18 protein-coding genes are annotated in these 22026 nt (G+C 53.0%); 1 reads left to right on the top strand and 17 read right to left on the bottom strand.

Annotated elements, in window-relative coordinates; all coding sequences use genetic code 11:
- Window positions 1-72 precede the first annotated feature (72 nt).
- The 10 genes from NST23_RS08995 to hemA form a co-directional block, all read right to left on the bottom strand.
- The gene (locus NST23_RS08995; protein WP_122964253.1) at window positions 73-1947 is read right to left on the bottom strand and encodes a bifunctional metallophosphatase/5'-nucleotidase; all 1875 of its coding nucleotides are present in this window, start codon (window positions 1945-1947) and stop codon (window positions 73-75) included.
- Between the two features lie 66 nt (window positions 1948-2013).
- Window positions 2014-2826, bottom strand: a complete 813-nt coding sequence (locus NST23_RS08990; protein WP_274875143.1) for an alpha/beta fold hydrolase — start codon at window positions 2824-2826, stop codon at window positions 2014-2016.
- A 134-nt stretch (window positions 2827-2960) separates the two neighbouring features.
- Window positions 2961-3773 carry a HipA family kinase gene (locus NST23_RS08985; RefSeq protein WP_274875142.1) on the bottom strand — a complete coding sequence of 271 codons (813 nt, stop codon included), beginning with the start codon at window positions 3771-3773 and terminating at the stop codon, window positions 2961-2963.
- Between the two features lie 113 nt (window positions 3774-3886).
- Window positions 3887-4363 carry a GyrI-like domain-containing protein gene (locus NST23_RS08980; protein ID WP_173597482.1) on the bottom strand — a complete coding sequence of 159 codons (477 nt, stop codon included), beginning with the start codon at window positions 4361-4363 and terminating at the stop codon, window positions 3887-3889.
- Window positions 4364-4496: 133 nt separating this feature from the next.
- On the bottom strand, window positions 4497-5792 hold the full coding sequence (gene hemL / locus NST23_RS08975; protein WP_281869102.1) for a glutamate-1-semialdehyde 2,1-aminomutase: 1296 nt from the start codon (window positions 5790-5792) through the stop codon (window positions 4497-4499).
- Window positions 5793-5799: 7 nt separating this feature from the next.
- Entirely contained in the window at window positions 5800-6774 is a 975-nt protein-coding gene (hemB, locus tag NST23_RS08970; protein WP_063230142.1) for a porphobilinogen synthase, read from the bottom strand.
- A gap of 1 nt (window position 6775) precedes the next feature.
- The gene (locus tag NST23_RS08965) at window positions 6776-7570 is read right to left on the bottom strand and encodes a uroporphyrinogen-III synthase (RefSeq protein ID WP_122964258.1); all 795 of its coding nucleotides are present in this window, start codon (window positions 7568-7570) and stop codon (window positions 6776-6778) included.
- Complete coding sequence (hemC, locus tag NST23_RS08960; protein ID WP_122964259.1) at window positions 7567-8496, bottom strand: hydroxymethylbilane synthase; 930 nt, start codon at window positions 8494-8496, stop codon at window positions 7567-7569. Before hemC ends, NST23_RS08965 begins: the two co-directional genes overlap by 4 nt.
- Before the next feature lie 24 nt (window positions 8497-8520).
- Entirely contained in the window at window positions 8521-9339 is an 819-nt protein-coding gene (locus NST23_RS08955; RefSeq protein WP_063230139.1) for a cytochrome C assembly family protein, read from the bottom strand.
- A 66-nt stretch (window positions 9340-9405) separates the two neighbouring features.
- Window positions 9406-10767, bottom strand: a complete 1362-nt coding sequence (gene hemA, locus NST23_RS08950) for a glutamyl-tRNA reductase (protein WP_173597485.1) — start codon at window positions 10765-10767, stop codon at window positions 9406-9408.
- Between the two features lie 281 nt (window positions 10768-11048).
- On the opposite strand from hemA, the gene NST23_RS08945 reads away from it, so the two are divergent.
- Entirely contained in the window at window positions 11049-11990 is a 942-nt protein-coding gene (locus NST23_RS08945; protein ID WP_328139424.1) for a DMT family transporter, read from the top strand.
- Between the two features lie 119 nt (window positions 11991-12109).
- Here the strand turns inward: NST23_RS08945 and NST23_RS08940 are convergent, their stop codons facing one another.
- From NST23_RS08940 to tig, 7 genes are all read right to left on the bottom strand, one after another.
- The gene (locus tag NST23_RS08940; RefSeq protein ID WP_173597486.1) at window positions 12110-13462 is read right to left on the bottom strand and encodes a protein O-GlcNAcase; all 1353 of its coding nucleotides are present in this window, start codon (window positions 13460-13462) and stop codon (window positions 12110-12112) included.
- Window positions 13463-13516: 54 nt separating this feature from the next.
- Window positions 13517-14173, bottom strand: a complete 657-nt coding sequence (gene yihA / locus NST23_RS08935; protein ID WP_122964263.1) for a ribosome biogenesis GTP-binding protein YihA/YsxC — start codon at window positions 14171-14173, stop codon at window positions 13517-13519.
- Window positions 14170-16512 carry an endopeptidase La gene (gene lon / locus NST23_RS08930; protein WP_122964264.1) on the bottom strand — a complete coding sequence of 781 codons (2343 nt, stop codon included), beginning with the start codon at window positions 16510-16512 and terminating at the stop codon, window positions 14170-14172. Before lon ends, yihA begins: the two co-directional genes overlap by 4 nt.
- 257 nt (window positions 16513-16769) lie before the next feature.
- Window positions 16770-18467 carry an ATP-dependent protease LonB gene (lonB, locus tag NST23_RS08925; RefSeq protein WP_122964265.1) on the bottom strand — a complete coding sequence of 566 codons (1698 nt, stop codon included), beginning with the start codon at window positions 18465-18467 and terminating at the stop codon, window positions 16770-16772.
- Between the two features lie 176 nt (window positions 18468-18643).
- Window positions 18644-19909 carry an ATP-dependent protease ATP-binding subunit ClpX gene (clpX, locus tag NST23_RS08920; RefSeq protein WP_063231186.1) on the bottom strand — a complete coding sequence of 422 codons (1266 nt, stop codon included), beginning with the start codon at window positions 19907-19909 and terminating at the stop codon, window positions 18644-18646.
- Between the two features lie 20 nt (window positions 19910-19929).
- Window positions 19930-20511: an ATP-dependent Clp endopeptidase proteolytic subunit ClpP gene (gene clpP, locus NST23_RS08915; RefSeq protein ID WP_122964266.1), complete on the bottom strand. Its 582-nt coding sequence runs from the start codon at window positions 20509-20511 to the stop codon at window positions 19930-19932.
- A gap of 168 nt (window positions 20512-20679) precedes the next feature.
- Window positions 20680-21972: a trigger factor gene (tig, locus tag NST23_RS08910; RefSeq protein ID WP_063231184.1), complete on the bottom strand. Its 1293-nt coding sequence runs from the start codon at window positions 21970-21972 to the stop codon at window positions 20680-20682.
- Window positions 21973-22026: the final 54 nt, after the last annotated feature.

Below are 22026 nucleotides of genomic sequence, written 5' to 3'. Positions count from 1 at the left end.
TATATTGCAAGGTACTTTATGATAGAAAAGACAGGGAAGTGAACATCTTCCCTGTCTGATCCGTCACAACCTTTATTTTACTTCGACAATACGTCCTTCTACTTTCGGATTGACCACTTTGCGCTTCATCAATCCTTCTTCCACGATGCTGTACATGGACAAGCCTGTGTTGAAGAACGGCTTTTTAAAGGACTCGTAGCCATCGCCGCCAGCTGCCAGGAAGTCGATGGTCGCTACTTTGTAAGTTTTGGTCAGGTCAAGCGGCTTGTCGCCTACCTTCACTTCCAGGACGCGCTCGCCAACCGGTTTTGTCGGGTTGTAAGTAAAGCTCATGCCGCTGATTTGCGGGAAGCGTCCTGCTCCTGTGCCCACTTGGCTCACGCCGTTTTCCAGCGCCTGCTTCAGCTCTTCTCCCGTCACTTCCACAACAGACAGTGTGTTGTTTTCAAACGGGAGCAGCGTGTACAGGTTTTTCTTTGTAATGTCTCCAGCCGGAAGCTGTGTACGGATACCGCCGCCGTTTGCCAGCGCTACATCCGCTTCATGTCCTTTGATCGACTTCGTGCGCTCCAGCATGATATCGGTAATCAGGTTACCTACGTTGGTTTCCTTCGCGCGTACGAGCGTGCGGTCGCCGTCCAGTGGAACCTCGGATTTTGCAATGACCACATTCATGACGGAATCAATTTTCTTCACAATTTCCTGAACCATTTTGTCAACTTCCGGATCGGCAACGACAGTTTCATCGTATTCTTTCAAGCCGCCGCTGAATGCAACCAGCTCTTTGCCCAGGTAGTACAGGTCAGCGCGTCCCAAAGACTTGCCGTATTCCCAGTCCTGAACGATGTATGTGCCGTTGACCAGCTCAGGCTCTTTCAGTGGCGTATGGGAGTGGCCGCCGACGATCAGGTCGATGCCAGGAACGTTTTTCGCGATTTCGCGGTCCACATCTACCCCGATATGGGAGACGACGATGACGTGATCGACTTCTTTTTTCAGTTGCGGCACAACTGCTTTTGCCACTTCAACCGGGTTCTTGAAGGTCAGACCCTTCACGTTGTCAGGGTGAGTCAAAACAGGAGTATCTTCAGCCACAAAGCCGACAAACGCGAATTTTTTGCCGCCGATTTCAGCCTTGAAGGTTGGCAGCAACAGCTCTTTGCCATCCGCTTTGAACACGTTCGCGGAAATGACCGGATGTTCCAGCATGTCGCGCAGTTTCAGCAATTGCTCGTAGCCGAAGTCAAACTCGTGGTTGCCCGCTGCCATCACATTGTAGTCGAGGCTGTTCAGGATTGGAACGACGGATTCGCCCTTGAACTGGTTGACGAATACGGTTCCTTGGAACGTATCACCTGCATCCAGCAAAAGGAAGTTGTTGTTTTCCGCACGCCATTCTTTCAGCAAGGTAGCGATTTTAGCGAAGCCAAATTCTTTTTGGCTTTTGTCTTCCTGAATGTGTCCGTGCGTATCGTTTGTGTGAGCGATGGTTACGTGTGTCGTCGCAGCGTCACCCAACGCCTGGAAAAACTCTCCGCGCGTCACGTTCGCCTTGTTTCCGAAAGTGACTTTGTAGCCCAGCTTTTCAGCCATTTGCGTCAGTTTTGCAGAAGTGACCACTTGAGTCGGATTTTTGAAGTCGTCCTGGGATACTGCCCCTTGGCCTTTTGCCCAGTCCAGGTAAGGAGTTGCCCAGTGCGCGCCTTTTGCTGCCGCACCGATTTGAGCGCCTTTGAGTTTGGAGAATACAACGGTTGCCTCAGCGAGCGTTACGGTACGATCCAGAGCCAGGTCGCCGTTTTGCCCTGCTGTTACGATCGCTTTTTTCACCATCCAGTCCACGTGTTTGACAGGATGCAGTGGAGCTGCGAGTGCGGAGGACGACAGCAACGATGCGAAGACAACCGATGCAAACGCCATCATGGTAATGCGACGTGCTTTTTTCATAGGAAATTCCCCTCTCATCTATGTATGCAAAAAGATAGGATAACGCTTCCATTATAGCAAAATTTGCTAGGCTGATGGTGCAGATTTGCTGTTTTTTCCGACAAAATCGGCTATGGCTTCTGACAGTTGCTCCGGCGCTTCCAGCATCCCCATGTGTCCGGCATCAGGCAACAACCTATGAACCACATGACTTCGTTCCACAGTGAACGTTTTTTCTACCGGAATGATCTGGTCTTTTGCCCCTGCAACCAAAAGCACAGGCAGCGCTGTCTCTTGCAAAACGCGATTGCGGTCCGGGCGATCTCGCATCGCATAAAGCGTTTGAATCGCGCCAACCGGACTGGTGGCGAACCCGATGTCTTTTGCGGTTTGGACCTCTTGCGTGAGTGAAGCGACGTGATCAGGTGCAAACAGCTTGGGCACAAGCGCTTTGATAAACGGCTCCATCCCGTTTTCGCGAATGCTGTCGGCTCCTTTGTTGCGATTCGCCTTGGCCGCTTCGTCATCCGGGAACGGCGTGGAGTGAATCAGCCCGAAGCTTGCCAGCTTGTCCGCGTGCTTTTCAGCAAAAGCGAGTGTCACATAGCCGCCGAGCGAATGGCCGAACAGATGGAATTTCGCAAGCCCTGCTGCTTCCGCCCAAAGCGCGATGTCCTCGGCAAACCGTTCCATGGAATAAGGCTCGTCCGGAGCAGCGCTGTGGCCGTGTCCCCGCAAATCAACAGCCAATACACGGTGAGTGCGGGACAACAACGGGATCAGCTTGTCCCAGTAGCGCGAGCTGCCGCAGAAGCCGTGCAAGAGAACGACCGCTTCCCCTATGCCCTCCTCTACATAGGCGAGCTTGACTCCGTTTGTCAGTTGAATTTCTTTTCGCATGTGCATCGCTCCTTGGTGATTGGTTCAGCCTGCCCGCGTGCCAGTTGCCAGCGCTGACTGCAACGCTTGAAAAAACAGCCTCCTCCAGGCCATCTGTTCAACTTCATTTACTAGATGGGTCAAGCACTCCAACGCTACCCGAAATGCTTGGAAATCCGCTTCAATGCCTTTTTCAAATGCTTGCGACGGCACAGCAGCACTTTTTCGATAAACCGTTTTTCTGCCCGGGTCAACAAGCCCTTCGGTACTCGGCGAATCGCTTTTTTGAGCTTTCCTTTGGGCAAGGACTGGATTTTCTTGACCATTTTTTCCAGTTGCTTGCGGTTGTCGCGGGTAAAGCGCTTCAGCCCTTTGGGAATGCGCTGTTTTTTCTTTTCGCCGGAATGCAGGCAAAACTTGTAGGCTTTTTTGCAGGAAAACTTTTTCCTGGCGCGGCGCAGATTCCATTTAGTAGGATTACCAAACAAGGAAATCCCATGATCGATTCCGTACCATTTGTACTTCTTCCACGACTTTTTCTTGTGCAGAATCAGGTTGCGGTTGGAGCGATCCGGGTTGAGAATCCAGGCGTCAAAAGCGACGAGCCGCGCCAGCTTTTTGGCCCCTTTGATGTGCTTGTGCGGTTTTTTCAGCCATTGCTTTTTGACTTTTTTCCAGTGGATCACCTTGCTGCCTTTGCCCTTGATGGAAATAATTCCACGCTTGATCCGGCCGTTTGGCCCGCGCACATGGGCTTGCATCACTTTTGCGACAGGCACCCCGAGGCTTTTCGCCAAATGCGCGGCGATGTACTCGTTTGCTACGAGAATGCGGTAATTTTTGCGATGATGCCGATATACCGTCGATTTGAAGTATCCCTTGCGTCCTTTGCGGCTTTTGACCTTCCAGATCAGTCGGCCGTACCGTTTACGCAGGCGCTTCCGATAACGCCATCTCAATCTCACCACCTGTACACCTCTTCCCTGTTTTTTAACAGTATACGAATTTGGGTGCAGAATGGTGAAATCAAAAGGAACATCACCTCGCCAAAAAGCAAAAAGAGGTGTTGTTCCCTTGTCGCTTAGCGGAGCGGAATGAAAATTTCGTACGTATTCTCCGCTCTTTGCCGGGGATGCACGGAAGGAATGAAGCGCTGGTCGTACCGTTCCATGCGCAAAGCTTGCGGATCGACCTGGTGGCCGTGTGCGTCAAGCCAGCCAAACAACTGACGGTACGTGTCCTGCACCGTCTCCATCGGTCCTGCATGGGTGAAGCGGGCGTACGTTCTGGCTGGCAGCGTGAACCCGACCATGCCAGGAGGAATTTTTTCAAAGCCTTCTACCTCTACCACGATATACTCGGTATACATTTGGTACGTCTGGTTCTCGTCACTGATGTCATAGCGCACGTTGGGCTGCACCATAAGCGGAATCTCCTTTTGTCGCTGCAAAAACGTTTCCCACAGCTTGGGCATGTGCTCGATCAACATGGAAAACGAGCCGGAAAAGCTGAGTCCTACCACGTGTTTTTCTGGCACCTGTACAATTGTTCCTTCCATGACTCCACCTCGCTCTTTTTTGCTCCCCTCGTATTCTCATCCGTTATGGCAATATCCTGCTTCTTCCAGCCGATCTTTACAAAAAAACTAAAAAACACCTCCTGCGCAGTTACAGAAGGTGTCGCTCTCTTGTTTATTCAGCTTCCAGCGCCTTTTTCATAGCGCGGTAGCTCGCTTCAATCGTCCGTTCAATGTCCTCTTCCGTATGTGCCAAGGAAACGAACATCCCTTCAAACTGGGACGGCGGGATCATGACGCCTTCTTCCAGCAAATAGCTGAAGTAAGCCGAGAAGCGTTCCAAATCAGCTGTTTTCGCCGTCTCGTAGTTGATGACTGGCGTATCGGTAAAGAACAGGCATACCATGGAGCCAACCCGGTTGAGCGTGTGCGGGATACCCAGCTTGCGAGCATTTTCTGCCAGTCCCTCACCCAGTCGCGCAGACAGCTTTTCCAAATACTCGTAAGCACCTGGCTTGCTCAGCTCTTGCAAGGTAGTCAAGCCTGCCGCCATCGCCAGCGGGTTGCCGGACAGCGTTCCCGCCTGATAGATCGGTCCTGCCGGGGCAATCTGCTGCATGATTTCCCGTTTGCCGCCGTACGCTCCCACCGGAAGACCGCCGCCGATGACTTTGCCCATCGTGGTCAGGTCAGGCGTGATGCCGTACAGTTGTTGAGCGCCGCCAAGCGCTACACGGAAGCCTGTCATGACTTCATCGAAAATGAGCAACGCGCCGTATTGCTTGGTGATTTCACGCAGCCCCTCCAAAAAACCGGGCTGTGGCGGCACTACGCCCATGTTGCCTCCGATTGGCTCGACAATGACCGCAGCCAGATCGTCGCCAAAATGCTCGAAAGCGAGCTTGACGCTGTCCAAATCGTTGTATGGCACTGTGATTGTATTCACAGCGGTTCCTTCTGGCACGCCCGGACTATCCGGCAAACCGAGCGTCGCTACGCCAGAACCGGCTTTGATCAGCAGACTGTCGGCATGGCCGTGGTAACAGCCTTCGAACTTCATGATTTTGTTGCGCTTCGTGTAGCCGCGGGCGAGACGCAGAGCGCTCATCGTCGCTTCTGTGCCCGAGTTGACCATGCGCACAACTTCCACGGATGGAACCAGCTCACATACGAGCTTCGCCATCTCGGTTTCGCGCTCTGTCGGAGCACCGAAGCTGGTTCCGAGCGCAGCGACTTCCGTAATCGCCGCCAGCACGCGCGGATGCGCATGACCGAGAATCAGCGGTCCCCACGAGCCGATATAGTCGATGTAGCTGTTGCCGTCCACATCAAAAATGCGGGAGCCTTCCCCTTTTTCAATGTAGACAGGATTGCCGCCCACACTCTTGAACGCCCGCACCGGGCTGTTCACTCCACCAGGTATGTAATGCTGTGCTTCTGCAAACAACTGAGTCGATTTTTCTCTCATCATCTTTTGCTCACCTCGCCAGCCATTTTGCTACATCTTTGGCATGATACGTAATAATCAAGTCTGCGCCAGCCCGTTTGAAGCCAAGCAGCGCCTCCATTACGATGCGCTCTTCATCAATCCAGCCGTTGAGGGCTGCCGCTTTGACCATGGAGTATTCGGCACTCACGTTGTAGGCGACGATCGGCAGGTTGAAGTTCTCGCGCAGGCGCAGCACCATGTCCATGAAAGCCAGACCTGGCTTCACGATCAAAAAGTCTGCCCCTTCTTTTACATCAGAAGCCGCTTCTCGCAGTCCTTCCCGTGCGTTTGCCGCGTCCATCTGGTAGCTTTTGCGATCGCCGAATTGCGGTGTCGAACCAGCGGCATCGCGGAATGGGCCGTAGAAGGCGGAAGCGTATTTCACTGCGTAGGACATGATCGGAATATGGGAAAAGCCTGCTTCATCCAAAGCTTCGCGGATCGCAACGACAAATCCGTCCATCATGTTGGACGGAGCGATGATGTCAGCGCCCGCTTTTGCCTGGGAGACCGCTGTTTTTGCCAAAAGTTCAAGCGTCTCGTCGTTGACGACTTCGCCATTGTGAATGACGCCGCAATGACCGTGGTCCGTGTACTCACACAGGCACGTATCGGCAATCACGATCATTTCCGGGTGGGCTTCCTTGATCTGACGGATGGCTTGCTGCGTAACCGCATCGTCGTTGTACGCCTCTGTCCCGCAAGCGTCTTTGTGCTCCGGCACCCCGAACATCAGCACGGACTGGATTCCCAGCGCCACAATCTCTTTCATTTCTTCCGCCAAAACATCCAGAGAGAACTGGTACACGCCTGGCATCGAAGCAATTTCATTTTTGATGCCGGTTCCTTCCACGACAAACAAAGGATAAATCAGATCTTCCAGGTGAATGTGATTTTCTCGTACCAGATTGCGCATAGCCGCGCTTTGGCGCAGACGGCGATGACGGTCAAATGTAAGTGCCATGTCAATTCCCTCCCAGATTCTCTAGTAAAGCTTCTAACAGTCCATCCACCGTGTACTCGCTCGCGACCACATCGACAACAAGCCCGTTCTGTCTGGCTGTATCAGCTGTGATCGGACCGATGCAGGCGATCCGCACCTGATCGAGCCAGCCTGGGGTCGCATAAGGCGACATCGCCTGGATGAAGTGAGTCACGGTAGACGAGCTGGTAAACAAGATGACATCAATGCGGCCTTGCTGCAACTCTTTTGCCGCTTCCGGCGCAAGCGATGCGTCGATGACCGTATGATAAACGTCCACCTCTGTCACCGCAAGCCCTCGTTCTTGCAATTCGGCTGGCAGCGCTTTGCGGGCAATGTCCGCTCGCGGCAGCAAAACACGCTGGCCAGGACGCAGCTGTTCGTGCAAACTGGCGAGCAATCCCTCGGCTACGTAGTCGGAAGGGATCACGGCAACCTCAAGACCGTGGCTGGTCAGAGCCTGAGCCGTCTTGGGACCGACTGCGGCAATCCTCCCTGCGAATGCTTGAAGACCGACTTCCAGCTGCTGCATCCGATCCAGAAAAAACCGCACGCCATTGACACTCGTAAAAATGACCCACTCATAGCTGGACAACTCGGCGATGGCTTCATCCAGCCTCGCATTGTCCGCAGGCGGGATCATTTTCAGAAGCGGAAAGGCATAAGCCTCTCCGCCCAAATGTTCGATTTTGTCCACCAGTTCCTGAACCTGGCTTTTGGCGCGCGTCACCATGATCTGCTTGCCTGTCAGCGGCCCGCGCGATCCGACGGCTGTCATTCCTGGTTCTCCCGCAAAACTTGTGCGAGCACCTCGCCCGCTCCTTGCGCGAGCAGCGCTTCCGCCACCTGAACGCCGAGCGCCAGCGCATCCGTGCCTGTCGCCGTGTTTTTGAACAGCTGTTTTCCATCCGGCGAGCCGACCATGCCTGTCAAAGTGATCTGCTTCGCCTCATCCACGGTCGCATACGCCCCGATCGGAACTTGACAGCCGCCTTGCAGCTTGTGCAGGAAGCTGCGCTCGGCTGTAACAGCCAGACGCGTAGGCTCATCATCAAGCTGTTTCAACAGGGCCAGCGTCTCTTCATCATCCGCGCGGCATTCGATGGCGAGCGCACCCTGTCCGACAGCTGGCAGGCTGATTTCCACGGGCAAATATTGCGAAATGTTTCCCGCATACTGGACGCGCTCCAGACCCGCTGCCGCCAAAATGATCGCATCAAAGTTGCCTTCTTCCAGCTTGCGGATGCGCGTATCAATGTTTCCACGCAGCGACTCGATCTGAATGTCCGGGCGATGCGCGAGAATTTGCGCACTGCGGCGCAGACTGCTGGTTCCGACCAGCGCCCCCTCCCGCAGCTCATCAAGCGTTTTTCCATCCAGGGAAAGCAGGACGTCCCGCGGGTCAACGCGCTTCGGAATCGCCCCGATCACGAGTCCTTCCGGCAATTCGGCTGGCATGTCTTTCAAGCTGTGCACCGCCAAATCCGTTTCCTTGTCGTACAAAGACTGTTCGATTTCTTTGACGAACAAGCCTTTTCCGCCCACCTTGGACAGAGTAACATCGAGAATCCGGTCGCCTTTTGTCACAATCTCATGCAGTTCAAAATCAGCTTCCGGCGCGATTTCCTGCAGTTTCGCTACAACCCACTTCGTCTGGGTGAGCGCCAGCTTGCTGCGCCGCGTACCCACTTTCCATTTTCCCATGACAGCCTCCTTGATGAACAGCCGCTACCACCAGCTGTGAAATGTAGATGTCGTGATTCCTAAGAAATTGATGAGCAAAAGCAAAAACGCCAAGACGTTCCATTGCGCCATCCTGCGCATTTGCATCGTATCGCGAAATCGCTTGTACAGCCAGAACGAATAGCTGGCCAAGACGAGCAAAGAGAGCACGACTTTGGAATCCAGCAAAAATTTCTCCGGCAGTACCATTTTTCCCCAAATGATCCCCAGCACAATCGAGAGCAGCAGCATCGGCACACCGAGCATATTCATCCGGTAAGCGTAGCCCTCCAATTGATCGAGACTGGGCAATCTGCGCAAAAGCGGAGTCCAGCGGCGCTCCTTGAGCATCTTATGCTGCAACAGGTACATCGCTGAAAAGATCATCGACAGCGAGAAAGCTCCGTAGCTGAACATCGCCAGCGTCACATGTGTCAACAGAAGCTCAGAGGTCAGCACACTGGATACAGCGACGATGGGCGTCTCTGGCAAAAACATCGACATGACCAGGACGACAAATCCGATGATATTTGTAAAAAAAACCAGTAAATCAATGCGAAAAAAATAGTGAATGGCAAGCGACAGACTTACCAGCACCCATGAGTAAAAAAACAGCGTCTCAAACAGTGTAATGACAGGAAAATAAGCTTTCATCACCGTTTGCGACACAAAAAAAGCGGTTTGCAAGGCCCAAACGACAATAAGCAACCCGAAAGCCAAACGATTGACTTTCCGGTTGCTTTGCAAGAAGTCGTTAAAATAGAAGAGAACACTTGCAGCGTAGAGAAAGATCGTCAGGTCGTAGATCCATCTCACCTCGGCCATGCACTCTCTCCCCTCTTTCCCTATCGGTTTCTATCGATGGCAGTATCGTTTTTGCAAAGAAGGTTGTTAGTCCGGCAGGCGGGAAGCCAATACCTTTTCACGAGCTGCTGGTTGTTTTGTTTTATCGTCTGCCCAGATCGCCTCCTGCTCTTTGCGTTCCAGGATTTCTTCCAGAGCAAACATCTTGGTGAAAATGTCCAGCACTTCTTCTCCGGATTTGGTAGCTGCCATCTCCTTCAGACGGACAACCGGATCATGCATTAGCTGATTGACGATCCCTTTTGTCGTCTTGCGGATGATGTGCATCTCGCGCTCCGTCAAGTTTGGCAGCTTGTTTTCAATCTTGCGCATCGCTTCGCCTTGAATGGTGAGCGTTTTTTCACGCAGGGCAGCGATCAGCGGCGCTACTCCGAGCGTCTGGTACCAGGCGGTAAACGCCATGATTTCCTCTTCGATCATAGCCTCCAGTCGCTCCGCTTCCCGCGAGCGCTCTGCGACGTTGCTTGCGACGATGCCTTCCAGATCATCGATATCGTACAAAAAGACGTTATCCAGATCGTGCAGATCAGGGTTCAGGTCACGGGGAACCGCAATATCCACCATGAACAGCGGGCGGTGCTTCCGCTGCTTCATGATCGGCGCCAAATCTTGCTTGCCGAGGACGTACCCGGTCGCTCCCGTCGAGCTGATGACGATGTCTGCGGTGAGCAGCGCCTCAGGCAACTGCTCCATCGTACAGGAATCCCCTTTGAATTTTTCCGCCAAAAGCTGCGCTCTCTCCAGCGTGCGGTTTGCTACCGTGACGCGTTCGGAACCGTTGGCGTGCAAATGTTTGGCAGTCAGCTCGCTCATTTTGCCCGCTCCGACAATCAGGACGGACTTCCCGGCGAAAGAGCCGAATATTTTTTTGCCCAGTTCAACCGCCGCATAGCTGACCGAAACGGCGTTTTGTCCGATAGCCGTCTCCGTATGGGCACGCTTCGCGAACGTAATCGCTTGCTTGAACAGCGTGTTGAACACGGTTCCCGTCGTTTTCAGCTCTTGCGCCATCAAAAAGGCATCGCGCACCTGACCGAGAATTTGCGTCTCTCCCATCACCATCGAATCAAGACCAGCAGACACTCTAAACAGATGGTCGATTGCCTGTTCGTTCTCTTTTATATAGAGGTGATCCTTGAATCGTTCTTTTTCCACACCGAACCATTCCGCCAAAAAACGACGCGAATAGTCCCGGCCGATATTCGCCTGATCGCAAACGACGTAAATTTCCGTACGGTTGCATGTCCCCAAGATGACACATTCTGCAATACTCTTCGTCTGGGAGAGAAGATGAAGAGCGCGCACAGTCCCATCATCGCTGAATGTAAACTTTTCGCGAACTTCGACAGGTGCCGTTTTATAATTTAAGCCCAGCAAAAGAATATCCATAATGTCCTCCCAGAATGACATACTTGCATACGCCATATGTAAAATGCACTATTATTATAACATTATGCCCGTAAACGGACATGAGTAATTGTGAAAAGTTTATTAACTGAACGCACTTTTGGGCGCTCATAGAGTCGAATCGCTAGGGTGCAAACCGCGGCAAAAAGCGACAAATGGCGCATAAATCCGCTTGAAATCCCATTGCCGATACCGTATGATGCTGGCTATACGTCTATAAATATAAAATTTCGTAAACAAGCCGGGAGGAGAGAAAAGAAGCATTGAGAAAACCATGGATGGCAGACATAACGCTGCTTCTTATCGCTTTGGTCTGGGGAACCACATTTTTAATCGTACAGCAGGCGATCGCCTCACTGCCCCCCAACACGTTCAATGCTGTGCGCTTCACAGTAGCCGCTCTGTTTTTGCTCGTCATTCTATTGATTCGCAATCGTCGCCAGCTTACCGAGTTCCGCGGTCCGATCATTCGCGCTGGCATCATTCTCGGCTTCTGGCTCTGTCTTGGCTACGCTCTGCAAACAGTCGGCCTGCTTTACACGACGCCTTCCAAAGCCGGATTTATTACAGGCTTGTCTGTCGTGCTCGTGCCGCTGTTCTCTTTTTTGCTTTTGCGCGACAGAATCAAGGTTGTCGCCGTCATTGGCGTGATTCTCGCAGCAGCAGGCTTGTATTTGCTGACCCAAAATCAGGAGTTTTCGTTCAACCTGGGTGATGCGCTCGTGTTCGGCTGTGCGATTTGCTTCGCCATGCAGATCGTTTTTACCGGAAAGTACGCGCCCCGCTTCTCGGCCTTGCCGCTCGCCATCGTTCAGTTGGGCACCGTCGCGGTCATGAGTTGGCTCTACGCTTTTTTCTTCGAAGACTGGAGCCGTGCGTTTGATCCGGCGATCTTGTTCATCCCCGAAGTGGCAATGGGCCTGATCGTCACGTCGATCTTTGCGACCGCGCTTGCCTTTTTGGCCCAGACGGCTTTGCAAAAGCAAACCAGCTCGACGCGAGTGGCACTCATTTTCGCCCTTGAGCCTGTGTTTGCCGCCCTTACTTCGTACATCTTCATTCATGAAGTATTGAACGGACGCCAGCTGACTGGCTGCTTGATGATTTTTACCGGAATGATCCTGGCAGAGCTGCCGATCGCCCAATGGCTCCAGCAAGCTCGCGAGCGAAAAGACAAAACAAAAGCAGGCCGCGAATCGGCCTGACTGAGTGGCAAAAATGACAGAAAAAAGGTTCCTTCTCCCCGCTGGAAAAGGAACCTTTTTCCATGAAATTGGCTCTGACCGCTTGCGGCCAACAAGCTCCGACACGCCTGGATCGCGCGTCAGGAGCTTTTTTTCACTTCCTGCAAAATGGCATCGACAAACAGCTGCATGACTTGCCCGCACACTTTTTGCGGCAATCGCTCCGTCCGCTTGAGCCACTGCCGCAGCCGCATCAGGTGGAAAGCCGCATGCGGCACTCGACCGCTCGTTCCGTGGTCGATCAAGGCGACAGCCGATTGCCCCACTTTTGCCCAATGGCGGTATTTTTCAATCCACGGCCGCGCTTCCTTCGCGAGCTTGTAGTTGCTCATTCCTCCCAGCAGCTGGTGGGCGGTCTGCTCCATCTCGCGGAAAAGCAAGTTCAGCTCAGAGACTGCTTTGTTCCGATCCCCCTGCAAAAACTGAAAGCGAAAGGACAGAAACGCTTCGAGCAGACGCGGCGACTCGACTTCACACAAAAACGAGCTTTGCACATTATCGGCAAACGCGAAAAAAGCATCGGCATCGGCATCACCCGCTACTTCTGCCACCGCCTGTTTCCAGGCGATGTGCGGATCGTAGCCGTACGGATCGCGCAAATACGCAGCCGTCGTCATCAACGGAATCTTGGAACACTCCGGCAGCGACATCGCATTCGCCACATAACCCGAGGCGTGTTGCCACAAGTCGGGGTCGCGATGGCGCAAAGGGCCAATGTGCAGCTCGTTTGCCATAGCCAGATCGTTCACCGGGTAGTTGTCCCAGTAAAACGGCTTGTGGCGCGTGTACTCGGCAAAGCGTACAGCATCCCCATCTGTCAAGTACGGAGAACAAACGAAGCGTCCCGTCCAGAACAAATCCATCTCTTCGGACAAATGCTGGCCGAGATGCTGGATATACGGCTCTTTGCCAATCCCGTTGTACTGGGTTGGACACACAAACAGCCTGACCGGCTCGCCCCATCCTTGCATCATCTCCCATACCCGGCTGGCCGTTTGCACGTGAGCGTCTGCCAGGTGAGCGAACTGCGCAATGTCTTGCTCATGCAGCAAGTGCATGGGAATGTCGTCAAACAACAAGGAAAAATACCGGACGCCTCTGTCGTACATCGTCCGATATTTTTGAACAAGCTGCTTGATATGGGCCGGATTCGCATATTCCATGCTAAGGCCGGGGCTTAAACAGTAGACGAACTGCATCTGGCGCTGCCTTGTGCTGTCAATCAGTTCGTCCAGCTGACGCATCGCTTCTGTCGGGTGCGACTCCATCCAGCGCTCCCGCAAAAACAGATCGTCTTTTGGCGAGTAGAAATAGGCATTGTAATCGTGCCGATGCAAAAAATCAATCATGTCCAGCCGCTCTGCATGCGTCCAGGGCGTTCCGTAGAAGCCTTCGATCACACCGCGTACGGCAAAGCAAGCCAGTTTGCTCACAAGAATGCCTCCCCTTCCCAGTTGCGGATTGGGTCTTGGACTTTTTCTCTTCCCTTACTCTGACTCGCTTGAGGTCGCTGCCGGAACCGAAGCTGCTGCTCCCGCTTCCTGTGCAGACTCGTTGCTTTCGCGCAGACGGCGCATGATTTCTCCCCACAGCTCATCTTTGCCTTGTCCTGTTTCCGAAGAAAACACGATGATCGTATCGCCGCCACGCATGTTCAAAGTCTGACGAATGATTTTTGTATGTTGCAGCCAGCGTCCACGGGCAATTTTGTCGCCCTTGGTCGCCACGATCACTGTAGGAATGCCGATCTGTTTGCACCAGTCGTACATCGCCACGTCGTCCTTGGACGGTGCGTGGCGAATGTCAACCAGCTGGATGACAAACCGCAGCTGCTCGCGGTTTTTCAGGTAGCCTTCGATCATTTTTCCCCATTGTTCCTTGATCGTCTTCGCGACCTTGGCGTAGCCGTAGCCGGGGAAATCGACGAAATAGAGCATCTGATTGACGCGGAAGTAGTTCAGCGTCTGGGTCTTGCCGGGCCGCGAGCTGATGCGGGCAAGCCCTTTGCGGTTCATCATTTTGTTGAGCAAGGAAGACTTGCCCACGTTGGAGCGGCCTACCAGCGCAATCTCGTGCAGGCCGTCCTCCGGGTATTGTTTCGGTCCGACAGCGCTGATGACGAACTCGGATGATGTTACTTTCATGCTTTGTCACCTGCTGTCGGCTGTTTGGTCAGAGCGTGGCGCAATACTTCATCCAGGTGCTCGACCGGATAAAAAGTCAGTTCTTTTCGCACGCTCTCCGGAATATCTTCAATGTCTTTCTCGTTGTCTTTTGGCAAAATAATCGTCGTCAAGCCAGCGCGATGGGCTGACATGCACTTTTCTTTCAGGCCGCCAATCGGCAGCACTTTGCCGCGGAGCGTGATTTCCCCGGTCATGCCCACTTCTTTTTTCACAGGAACCTGGGTCAGAGCCGAGACAAGCGCGGTCGCCATCGTAATCCCTGCGGATGGACCGTCTTTCGGAATCGCGCCTTCTGGAACGTGAATGTGAATGTCGTTCTTCTCATGGAAGGCCGGATCAATTCCCCACTGGTCCGCGCGCGAGCGAATGTAGCTAAACGCAGCCTGCGCCGATTCCTTCATCACATCGCCGAGTTTTCCGGTCAGGGTGAGCTTGCCTTTTCCAGGCAAAATGCTGACCTCTACGTTCAACGTATCCCCGCCTGCCTGTGTCCAGGCAAGACCTGTTACGGAGCCGATCTGGTCTTTTTGCTCTGCCAATCCGTAGCGGAAGCGCGGTTTTCCGAGCAGCGTCTCCAATGTTTTGGCCGTGACCACGACACGCTTCTTTTCTCCGCTGACGATCAGCTTCGCTGCTTTGCGGCATACATTGGCGGATTCCCGGTTCAAGTTGCGCACGCCTGCTTCACGCGTATACAGGCGGATGAGCTTCAGCATGGCATCTTCGTGCACTTGCAGCTTATCCTTGCCAAGACCGTGCTCCTCCATCTGTTTGGGCAGCAAGTACCCGCGCATGATGTTGAGCTTTTCCAGCTCGGTGTAGCCGGAGATCGAGATGACCTCCATCCGGTCGAGAAGCGGACGCGGAATCGTATCGAGACTGTTCGCCGTCGTGATGAACATGACATTCGTCAGATCGTACGTCTCTTCAATATAGTGGTCGCTGAACTTGTCGTTCTGGTTCGGGTCCAGCACTTCGAGAAGCGCGGAAGCAGGATCTCCGCGGAAATCGGATGCCAGCTTGTCGATCTCATCGAGCAAAAAGACCGGATTGATCGTGCCAGCCTGCTTCATTCCCTGGATGATCCGCCCTGGCAGAGCACCTACATACGTGCGGCGATGACCGCGAATTTCCGCTTCATCGCGCACGCCTCCGAGCGAAATCCGCACGAAGTTGCGCTCCAGTGCACGTGCGATCGAACGGGCGAGGGAAGTTTTCCCTACCCCCGGAGGTCCAACCAGACAGAGAATCGGCCCGCGCATGGAATTGACCAGCTTTTGCACAGCCAAATACTCCAGCACGCGTTCTTTCGGCTTTTCCAGTCCGTAGTGATCCTCGTCCAGAACTTCCTGCGCGTGATGGATATCCAGATTGTCCTCGGTCGTTTTCGTCCATGGCAGCGCCAAAAGGGTGTCGATATACGTGCGAATGACAGAGCCTTCTGCGGAAGTCGCCGGCATTTTTTCCAGGCGCTCCAGCTCTTTTTCGATTTTGGTCTTGATTCGCTCGGGAGCGTCGGACTTCTCCAACTGCGAGCGCAGCTCATCCACTTCTCCCTGACGGCCGTCCTTGTCGCCCAGTTCTTTCTGGATCGCTTTCATTTGCTCACGCAAGTAGTATTCCTTTTGCGTGCGCTCCATCTGCTTTTTCACCCGGTTGCCGATCTTGCGCTCCAGCTCCAGAACCTCGCGCTCGTTGTTCAAGATATCCAGCAAAATTTCGAGTCGCTCCTTGATGTTGACCGTCTCCAAAATTTCCTGTTTGTCCTTCATTTTCAGCGGCAAATGGGAAGCAATCACGTCAGCCAGTCGGCCTGGCTCTTCAATGTCTGTCACGGATGTCAGCGTCTCGGGAGAAACCTTTTTGGAAAGCTTGATGTATTGCTCGAAATGGTTTAACAGCGAGCGCATCAAGGCTTCTACTTCGTTTTCCTCCGTTTTTTCTTCTTGCAAGTATGTAATAGACACGACGAAATAATCTTCCTGTTGAAGATATTCCTCAATCTTCGCGCGTTGCAGCCCTTCCACCAATACACGGATTGTGCCGTTTGGCAGCTTCAGCATTTGTTTGACACGCGCAACGGTACCGATGCTGTAGATTTGCTCTGCATCTGGCTCCTCTATGTGGACTTCTTCCTGTGTTGCAAGCAAAATCTTGTTGTCGTCCACCATGGCTTGCTCCAGCGCGCGGATGGACTTTTCCCGTCCAACGTCCAGGTGGAGTACCATGGTCGGATACACAAGCAATCCTCGCAACGGGAGAAGCGGTAATTCTCGTTTACCGGAACGTTCGCCCAAGCGGATGCACCTCTCCTTGTTGATCTATCCCTCTTACCAAGAGCCTGATAACAGACAAAAACGGCTCCCAAAGCCGTTTTTTGCCCACCCGGCATATCCGAATCACCCCAAAAGCAAGCGCGAGAAAAACTGATCTTCCCGCCATTTGGGGAGCCCGTAACAGGCCGGGTAGGGCCCCGGGCTCTTTGCAAGCAGAAGCTTTTTACCATTGTAGCGCAAACACAATCCGATGTCTAATCTGCGGGCGCACGCGACTGCTACAGGGTCATAGGCGAGGAAGCCAGATCCTCCGCCGGAAGCTGGAGCGTAAAGCCAGGCGCTTCTTCCTCCTGTACAGCGACTTGCGGCACAGCCAGTTCAATGACTTGCGACACCGTTGAGACAGGAATGACCTCAATGCCTTTCATGTCGGCAAAAATGCTCTGCCAATTTTCCTCGGGGATCAACACGCGTGTGGCTCCCGCTTGTTTGGCTGCCTCTACTTTGGCGACGACTCCGCCGACAGGCTTCACTTTGCCGTGAATGCTTACCTCTCCAGTCATGGCGAGCAAATTGTCGACCGGCACTTCCGTGATCGCGGAGTAAATGGCGGTCGCGATGGTAATTCCCGCTGATGGCCCGTCGACCGGAACACCGCCCGGAAAATTGATGTGCAGATCGTAATCGTACGGGCGAACACCCATGCGGCTGAGGACGGTCAGGACGTTTTCAATCGAACCTTTTGCCATCGACTTCCTGCGGATGGTGCGACTGCGGCTGCCCATCTCCTCTTCCTCTGCCATCCCTGTCATGGCCATCCGGCCTTGTCCGGGCACAGCAGCAGGCGTAGCGGTCACTTCCAGCTCCATGACGCTGCCCATGTTCGGCCCGTAAACGGCAAGCCCGTTCACCAGACCGACTTGTGGCGTATCATGCACCTGTTTTTCAGGGCGCGGCGACTTCTGGCTGCTGTGCACGACCCACTCCACATCTTGCGCGATGATGTTTTTGCGTTCCTCGGTCAAGGCAATTCCGGCGGCGATTTGCAATGTATTGATCGCTTCGCGGCCGTTGGTGGCATACCGCTCGATGACGGACACCGCATCCTCATCAATGTTCATATGCATTTTCGGAACGGCTGTGCGCACGATGCTGCCGATTTCCGCCCCTTTCAACGGGCGAAAGAAAATTTCCAGGCAACGGGAGCGCAAAGCCGCTGGCAATTCATCCGGCAGCCGCGTCGTTGCCCCGACCAAGCGGAAATCCGCTGGCAGTCCATACTTGAATACATCATGAATATGCGAAGGAATCTGGTTGTTTTCCTCGCTGTAATAAGCGCTTTCCAGCATGACTTTGCGGTCTTCGAGCACTTTTAACAGTTTGTTCATCTGTACAGGATGCAACTCCCCGATCTCGTCAAGGAACAGCATCCCGCCATGTGCTTTCGTGACAGCACCCGGCTTCGGTTGCGGGATACCCGCCTGCCCGAGCGAACCTGCCCCCTGGTAAATCGGATCGTGAACAGAGCCGATGAGCGGGTCGGCGATGCCGCGCTCGTCAAACCGGGCGATCGTGGCGTCAATCTCGATAAACTTGGCGTCTGCATTAAAAGGCGACAGTTGGTTTTTCTTCGCTTCTTCCAGCACGACCCGGGCAGCAGCCGTTTTGCCCACTCCCGGCGGACCGTAAATGATGACGTGCTGCGGATTCGGCCCGCACAGCGCGGCTCGTAAAGCGCGCAGTCCGTCTTCTTGGCCGACGATTTCTTCCAAAGTAGCCGGACGTGTTTTTTCCGACAAAGGCTCCGTCAATGCAATCATTCTCATTTTGCGAATCGAGTCCAGATCTTTTCGCGATTCTTTTTCCGTGGAAGTTTTCGTGTTTCTCTGCGCTCGCAGCAAATTCCAGAAGTAGGTGCCGATGACAATCCCAACGACCACTTCAATGACAGCAATGACCAGTGTGGTATAGTCCATATGCAGTCCCTCCCATGCGTCCATGCAGCTTATTTACGCATATGTAAAATCTCTTCAGCGATATCAAGTAGTATTGCCCCGCATCCGTATACGTAAACCATAAACCCGCAAAGCGCACAGGATGAATATGGAAAAAAACCACCCCGAAAAACGGGATGGTTTTGCTTGAAGCGTCTTTATGCCGTTTCGCCGTGCAGCTCTTGACCTTCTTTGGTCATGAGACGCGGCTTCACTTTGTCGCGCACCGTTTCTTCTGTGATGACGCATTTGGTCACGTCTTCACGGGAAGGCAGCTCATACATCATATCGAGCATGATTTGCTCGATGATCGCACGCAGTCCGCGAGCCCCTGTATTGCGCTTGATTGCCTCTTTGGCAATTTGCAAGAGGGCGCCAGCGTCGAACTCCAGTTCAACACCGTCCAGGCTGAGCAGTTTTTGATACTGCTTCACCAGGGAGTTTTTCGGTTCTGTCAGGATGCGCACCAATGTTTCCTCGTCCAAAGGCTCCAATGTCGCCAGAACTGGCAAACGGCCGACGAACTCCGGAATCAGACCGAATTTCAGCAAGTCTTCCGGCAGGATGTACTTCAGGTACTCGCCTGCTTTCAGATCGCCTTTGACTCCATCGCCAAAATCAGCGCCGAAGCCAATCACTTTTTTACCCAAACGGCGCTTGATGATTTGCTCTACGCCATCAAAAGCACCGCCACAGATGAACAGGATGTTCGACGTGTCGATCTGGATAAATTCTTGATGAGGATGCTTGCGTCCGCCTTGCGGTGGCACGCTGGCAACAGTTCCCTCCAAAATTTTCAGGAGAGCCTGCTGCACACCTTCACCGGAAACATCGCGTGTGATCGAAGGGTTTTCCGATTTGCGCGCAACTTTATCGATCTCATCGATGTAGATGATGCCTTTTTCAGCTTTTTCCACATCGTAGTCAGCAGCCTGGATCAGTTTGAGCAAAATGTTTTCCACGTCTTCGCCCACATAACCAGCCTCAGTCAGCGAGGTGGCATCTGCGATCGCAAACGGCACGTTCAAGATACGCGCCAGCGTTTGGGCGAGCAACGTTTTCCCACTACCTGTAGGTCCGATCAGCAAAATGTTGGATTTTTGCAGCTCCACATCTTCGATCTTCGCTCCGGAATTAATCCGCTTGTAGTGGTTGTACACCGCTACCGACAAAGATTTCTTCGCCAGGTCCTGACCGATGACATAGTCGTCCAGGATTTTGCGGATTTCCACAGGCTTTGGAATTTCCTTCATGTCAATTTCTTCTTCCGTGCCCAGCTCTTCCTGCACAATTTCGTTGCACAGTTCGATACACTCGTCACAAATGTAAACGCCAGGACCGGCTACCAGCTTGCGCACCTGTTCCTGGGACTTGCCGCAGAAGGAGCACTTCAGTTGGCCTTTGTCGTCGTTAAACTTAAACATGCGCTTCACCTCACAACGGGTCAGTTTTTGCGTTCGATAATCGTGTCAATCAATCCATAAGCCTTGGCTTCTTCTGCACTCATGAAGTTGTCGCGATCCGTATCAAGCTCAACACGTTCGTACGGCTGGCCTGTACGCTCAGACAAAATCTGGTTCAGCTGGCGCTTCGTTTTCAAAATCCATTCGGCATGAATGCGAATGTCTTCTGCCTGTCCGCGCACGCCGCCGAGCGGCTGATGGATCATCACTTCGCTGTTTGGCAAAGCAAAGCGCTTGCCTTTTGCGCCAGCAGCCAGGAGAAATGCTCCCATGCTGGCAGCCATGCCCACGCAAATCGTGGACACATCCGGCTTGATGTACTGCATGGTGTCATAGATAGCCATACCTGCTGTAACAGAACCGCCTGGAGAGTTTATGTATAGCGAAATGTCTTTGTCCGGATCTTCTGCCTGCAAAAAGAGCAGTTGCGCGACCACCAGATTGGCTACCTCGTCGTCAATCTCGGTGCCGAGCAGAATAATCCGGTCTTTCAAGAGGCGCGAGTAAATATCGTAGGAACGCTCGCCTCTGCTGGTTTGCTCGATGACCATAGGGATCAGCATTATGTATCTTTCCTCCTTTGCGGTAAAAGGGATGGCCCTTTAAGTGAGAAGGATTTTACCAAAAAGTCGATGGTGGAAAAACAAGGCACGAGTGCATCGTGCCTTGTGGTTGGTACAGCCAGTGGTCAAGAGAGCCTGACCACTAACCAATCATGCGTCTTCCTAAGCTTATGCGCTTACTTTGCTTTCTGCAACCAGGAAATCAACCGTTTTGCGAATTTGAACGTCGCGGTACAGTGCCAAGAGGTTGTCTTGAGCAGTGAAGATTTTGCGCAGCTCGTCAGCAGGACGGCCGTATACGCCAGCCAGCTTGTTCAGCTCTTCTGTTACATCTTCTTCTGTCACTTCGATTTTTTCCGCTTTGCCGATTGCTTCCAAAGTCAAGGATGTGCGAACGCGGGAAGTAGCGTCTGCACGCAGTTGGTCGCGCAGTTGGCTTTCATCCATACCGGAGAACTGGTAGTACAGCTCCAGAGTCATTCCTTGGTATTGGAGGCGTTGGCCAAACTCGTTCACCATTTGGTCCAGCTCATGCTCAACCATTACTGCTGGCAAATCGATTTCCGCGTTTTCCGCAGCTTTCAGAACCAGTTGTTCACGAACATACTGTTCTTTTTCTTGCGCGGATTTTTCTTCGAGCTTTTTCTTGGTGTCAGCTTTCAGCTCTTCCAGTGTGTCGAACTCGCTCACGTCTTTTGCGAACTCGTCGTCCAGAACTGGCAGGTTTTTGCGCTTCAGGCTGTTCAATTTCACTTGGAATACCGCTTCTTTACCAGCGAGGTTAGGAGAGTGGTACTCTTCTGGGAAGGTAACCTTGATTTCTTTTTCTTCGCCGATTGCAAGACCTACGAGTTGCTCTTCGAAACCAGCGATGAAAGTGCCGGAACCCAGTTCCAGAGAGTAGTCTTCTGCTTTTCCGCCTTCGAATGCAACACCGTCTTGGAAGCCTTCGAAATCGATAACCGCGATGTCGCCTTCTTGTGCAGCGCCTTCTTCTACGGATACCAGCTCAGCGTGACGCTCTTGCATGCGCTTCAGTTCAGCATCCACGCTCTCGTCAGTCACTGCGAAGTCTTTTTCTTCGATAGCCAGACCTTTGTAGTCGCCGAGTTTCACTTCAGGCTTAACAGTTACCGTAGCTTTGAAGATCAGGTTTTTCCCTTTTTCCATTTGCTCAACGTCTACTTCTGGACGATCTACCGGCTCGATGCCAGCTTCACGAACAGCCTGTCCGTAAGCGGTTGGAAGCAGAATATCGAGTGCGTCTTGGTACAGAGATTCTACACCAAAACGGGATTCGAACATTTTGCGAGGTACTTTTCCTTTGCGGAATCCTGGAACTTGAACCTTTTGCACAACTTTTTTAAACGCTTGATCCAATGCTGCGTCTACTTGCGAAGCATCTACTTCAACCGTCAGGACTCCCTGGTTATTCTCTACCTTTTCCCAATTTGCTGCCACGTAAACTTCCCCTCCTAAATCGAATCAACAGAACATCGCCAGCCGCGCCATGGT

Source organism: Brevibacillus sp. FSL K6-0770 (genome assembly GCF_038000275.1).
Taxonomy (GTDB): domain Bacteria; phylum Bacillota; class Bacilli; order Brevibacillales; family Brevibacillaceae; genus Brevibacillus; species Brevibacillus parabrevis.
This window is presented reverse-complemented; position numbering and strand designations above follow the sequence as displayed.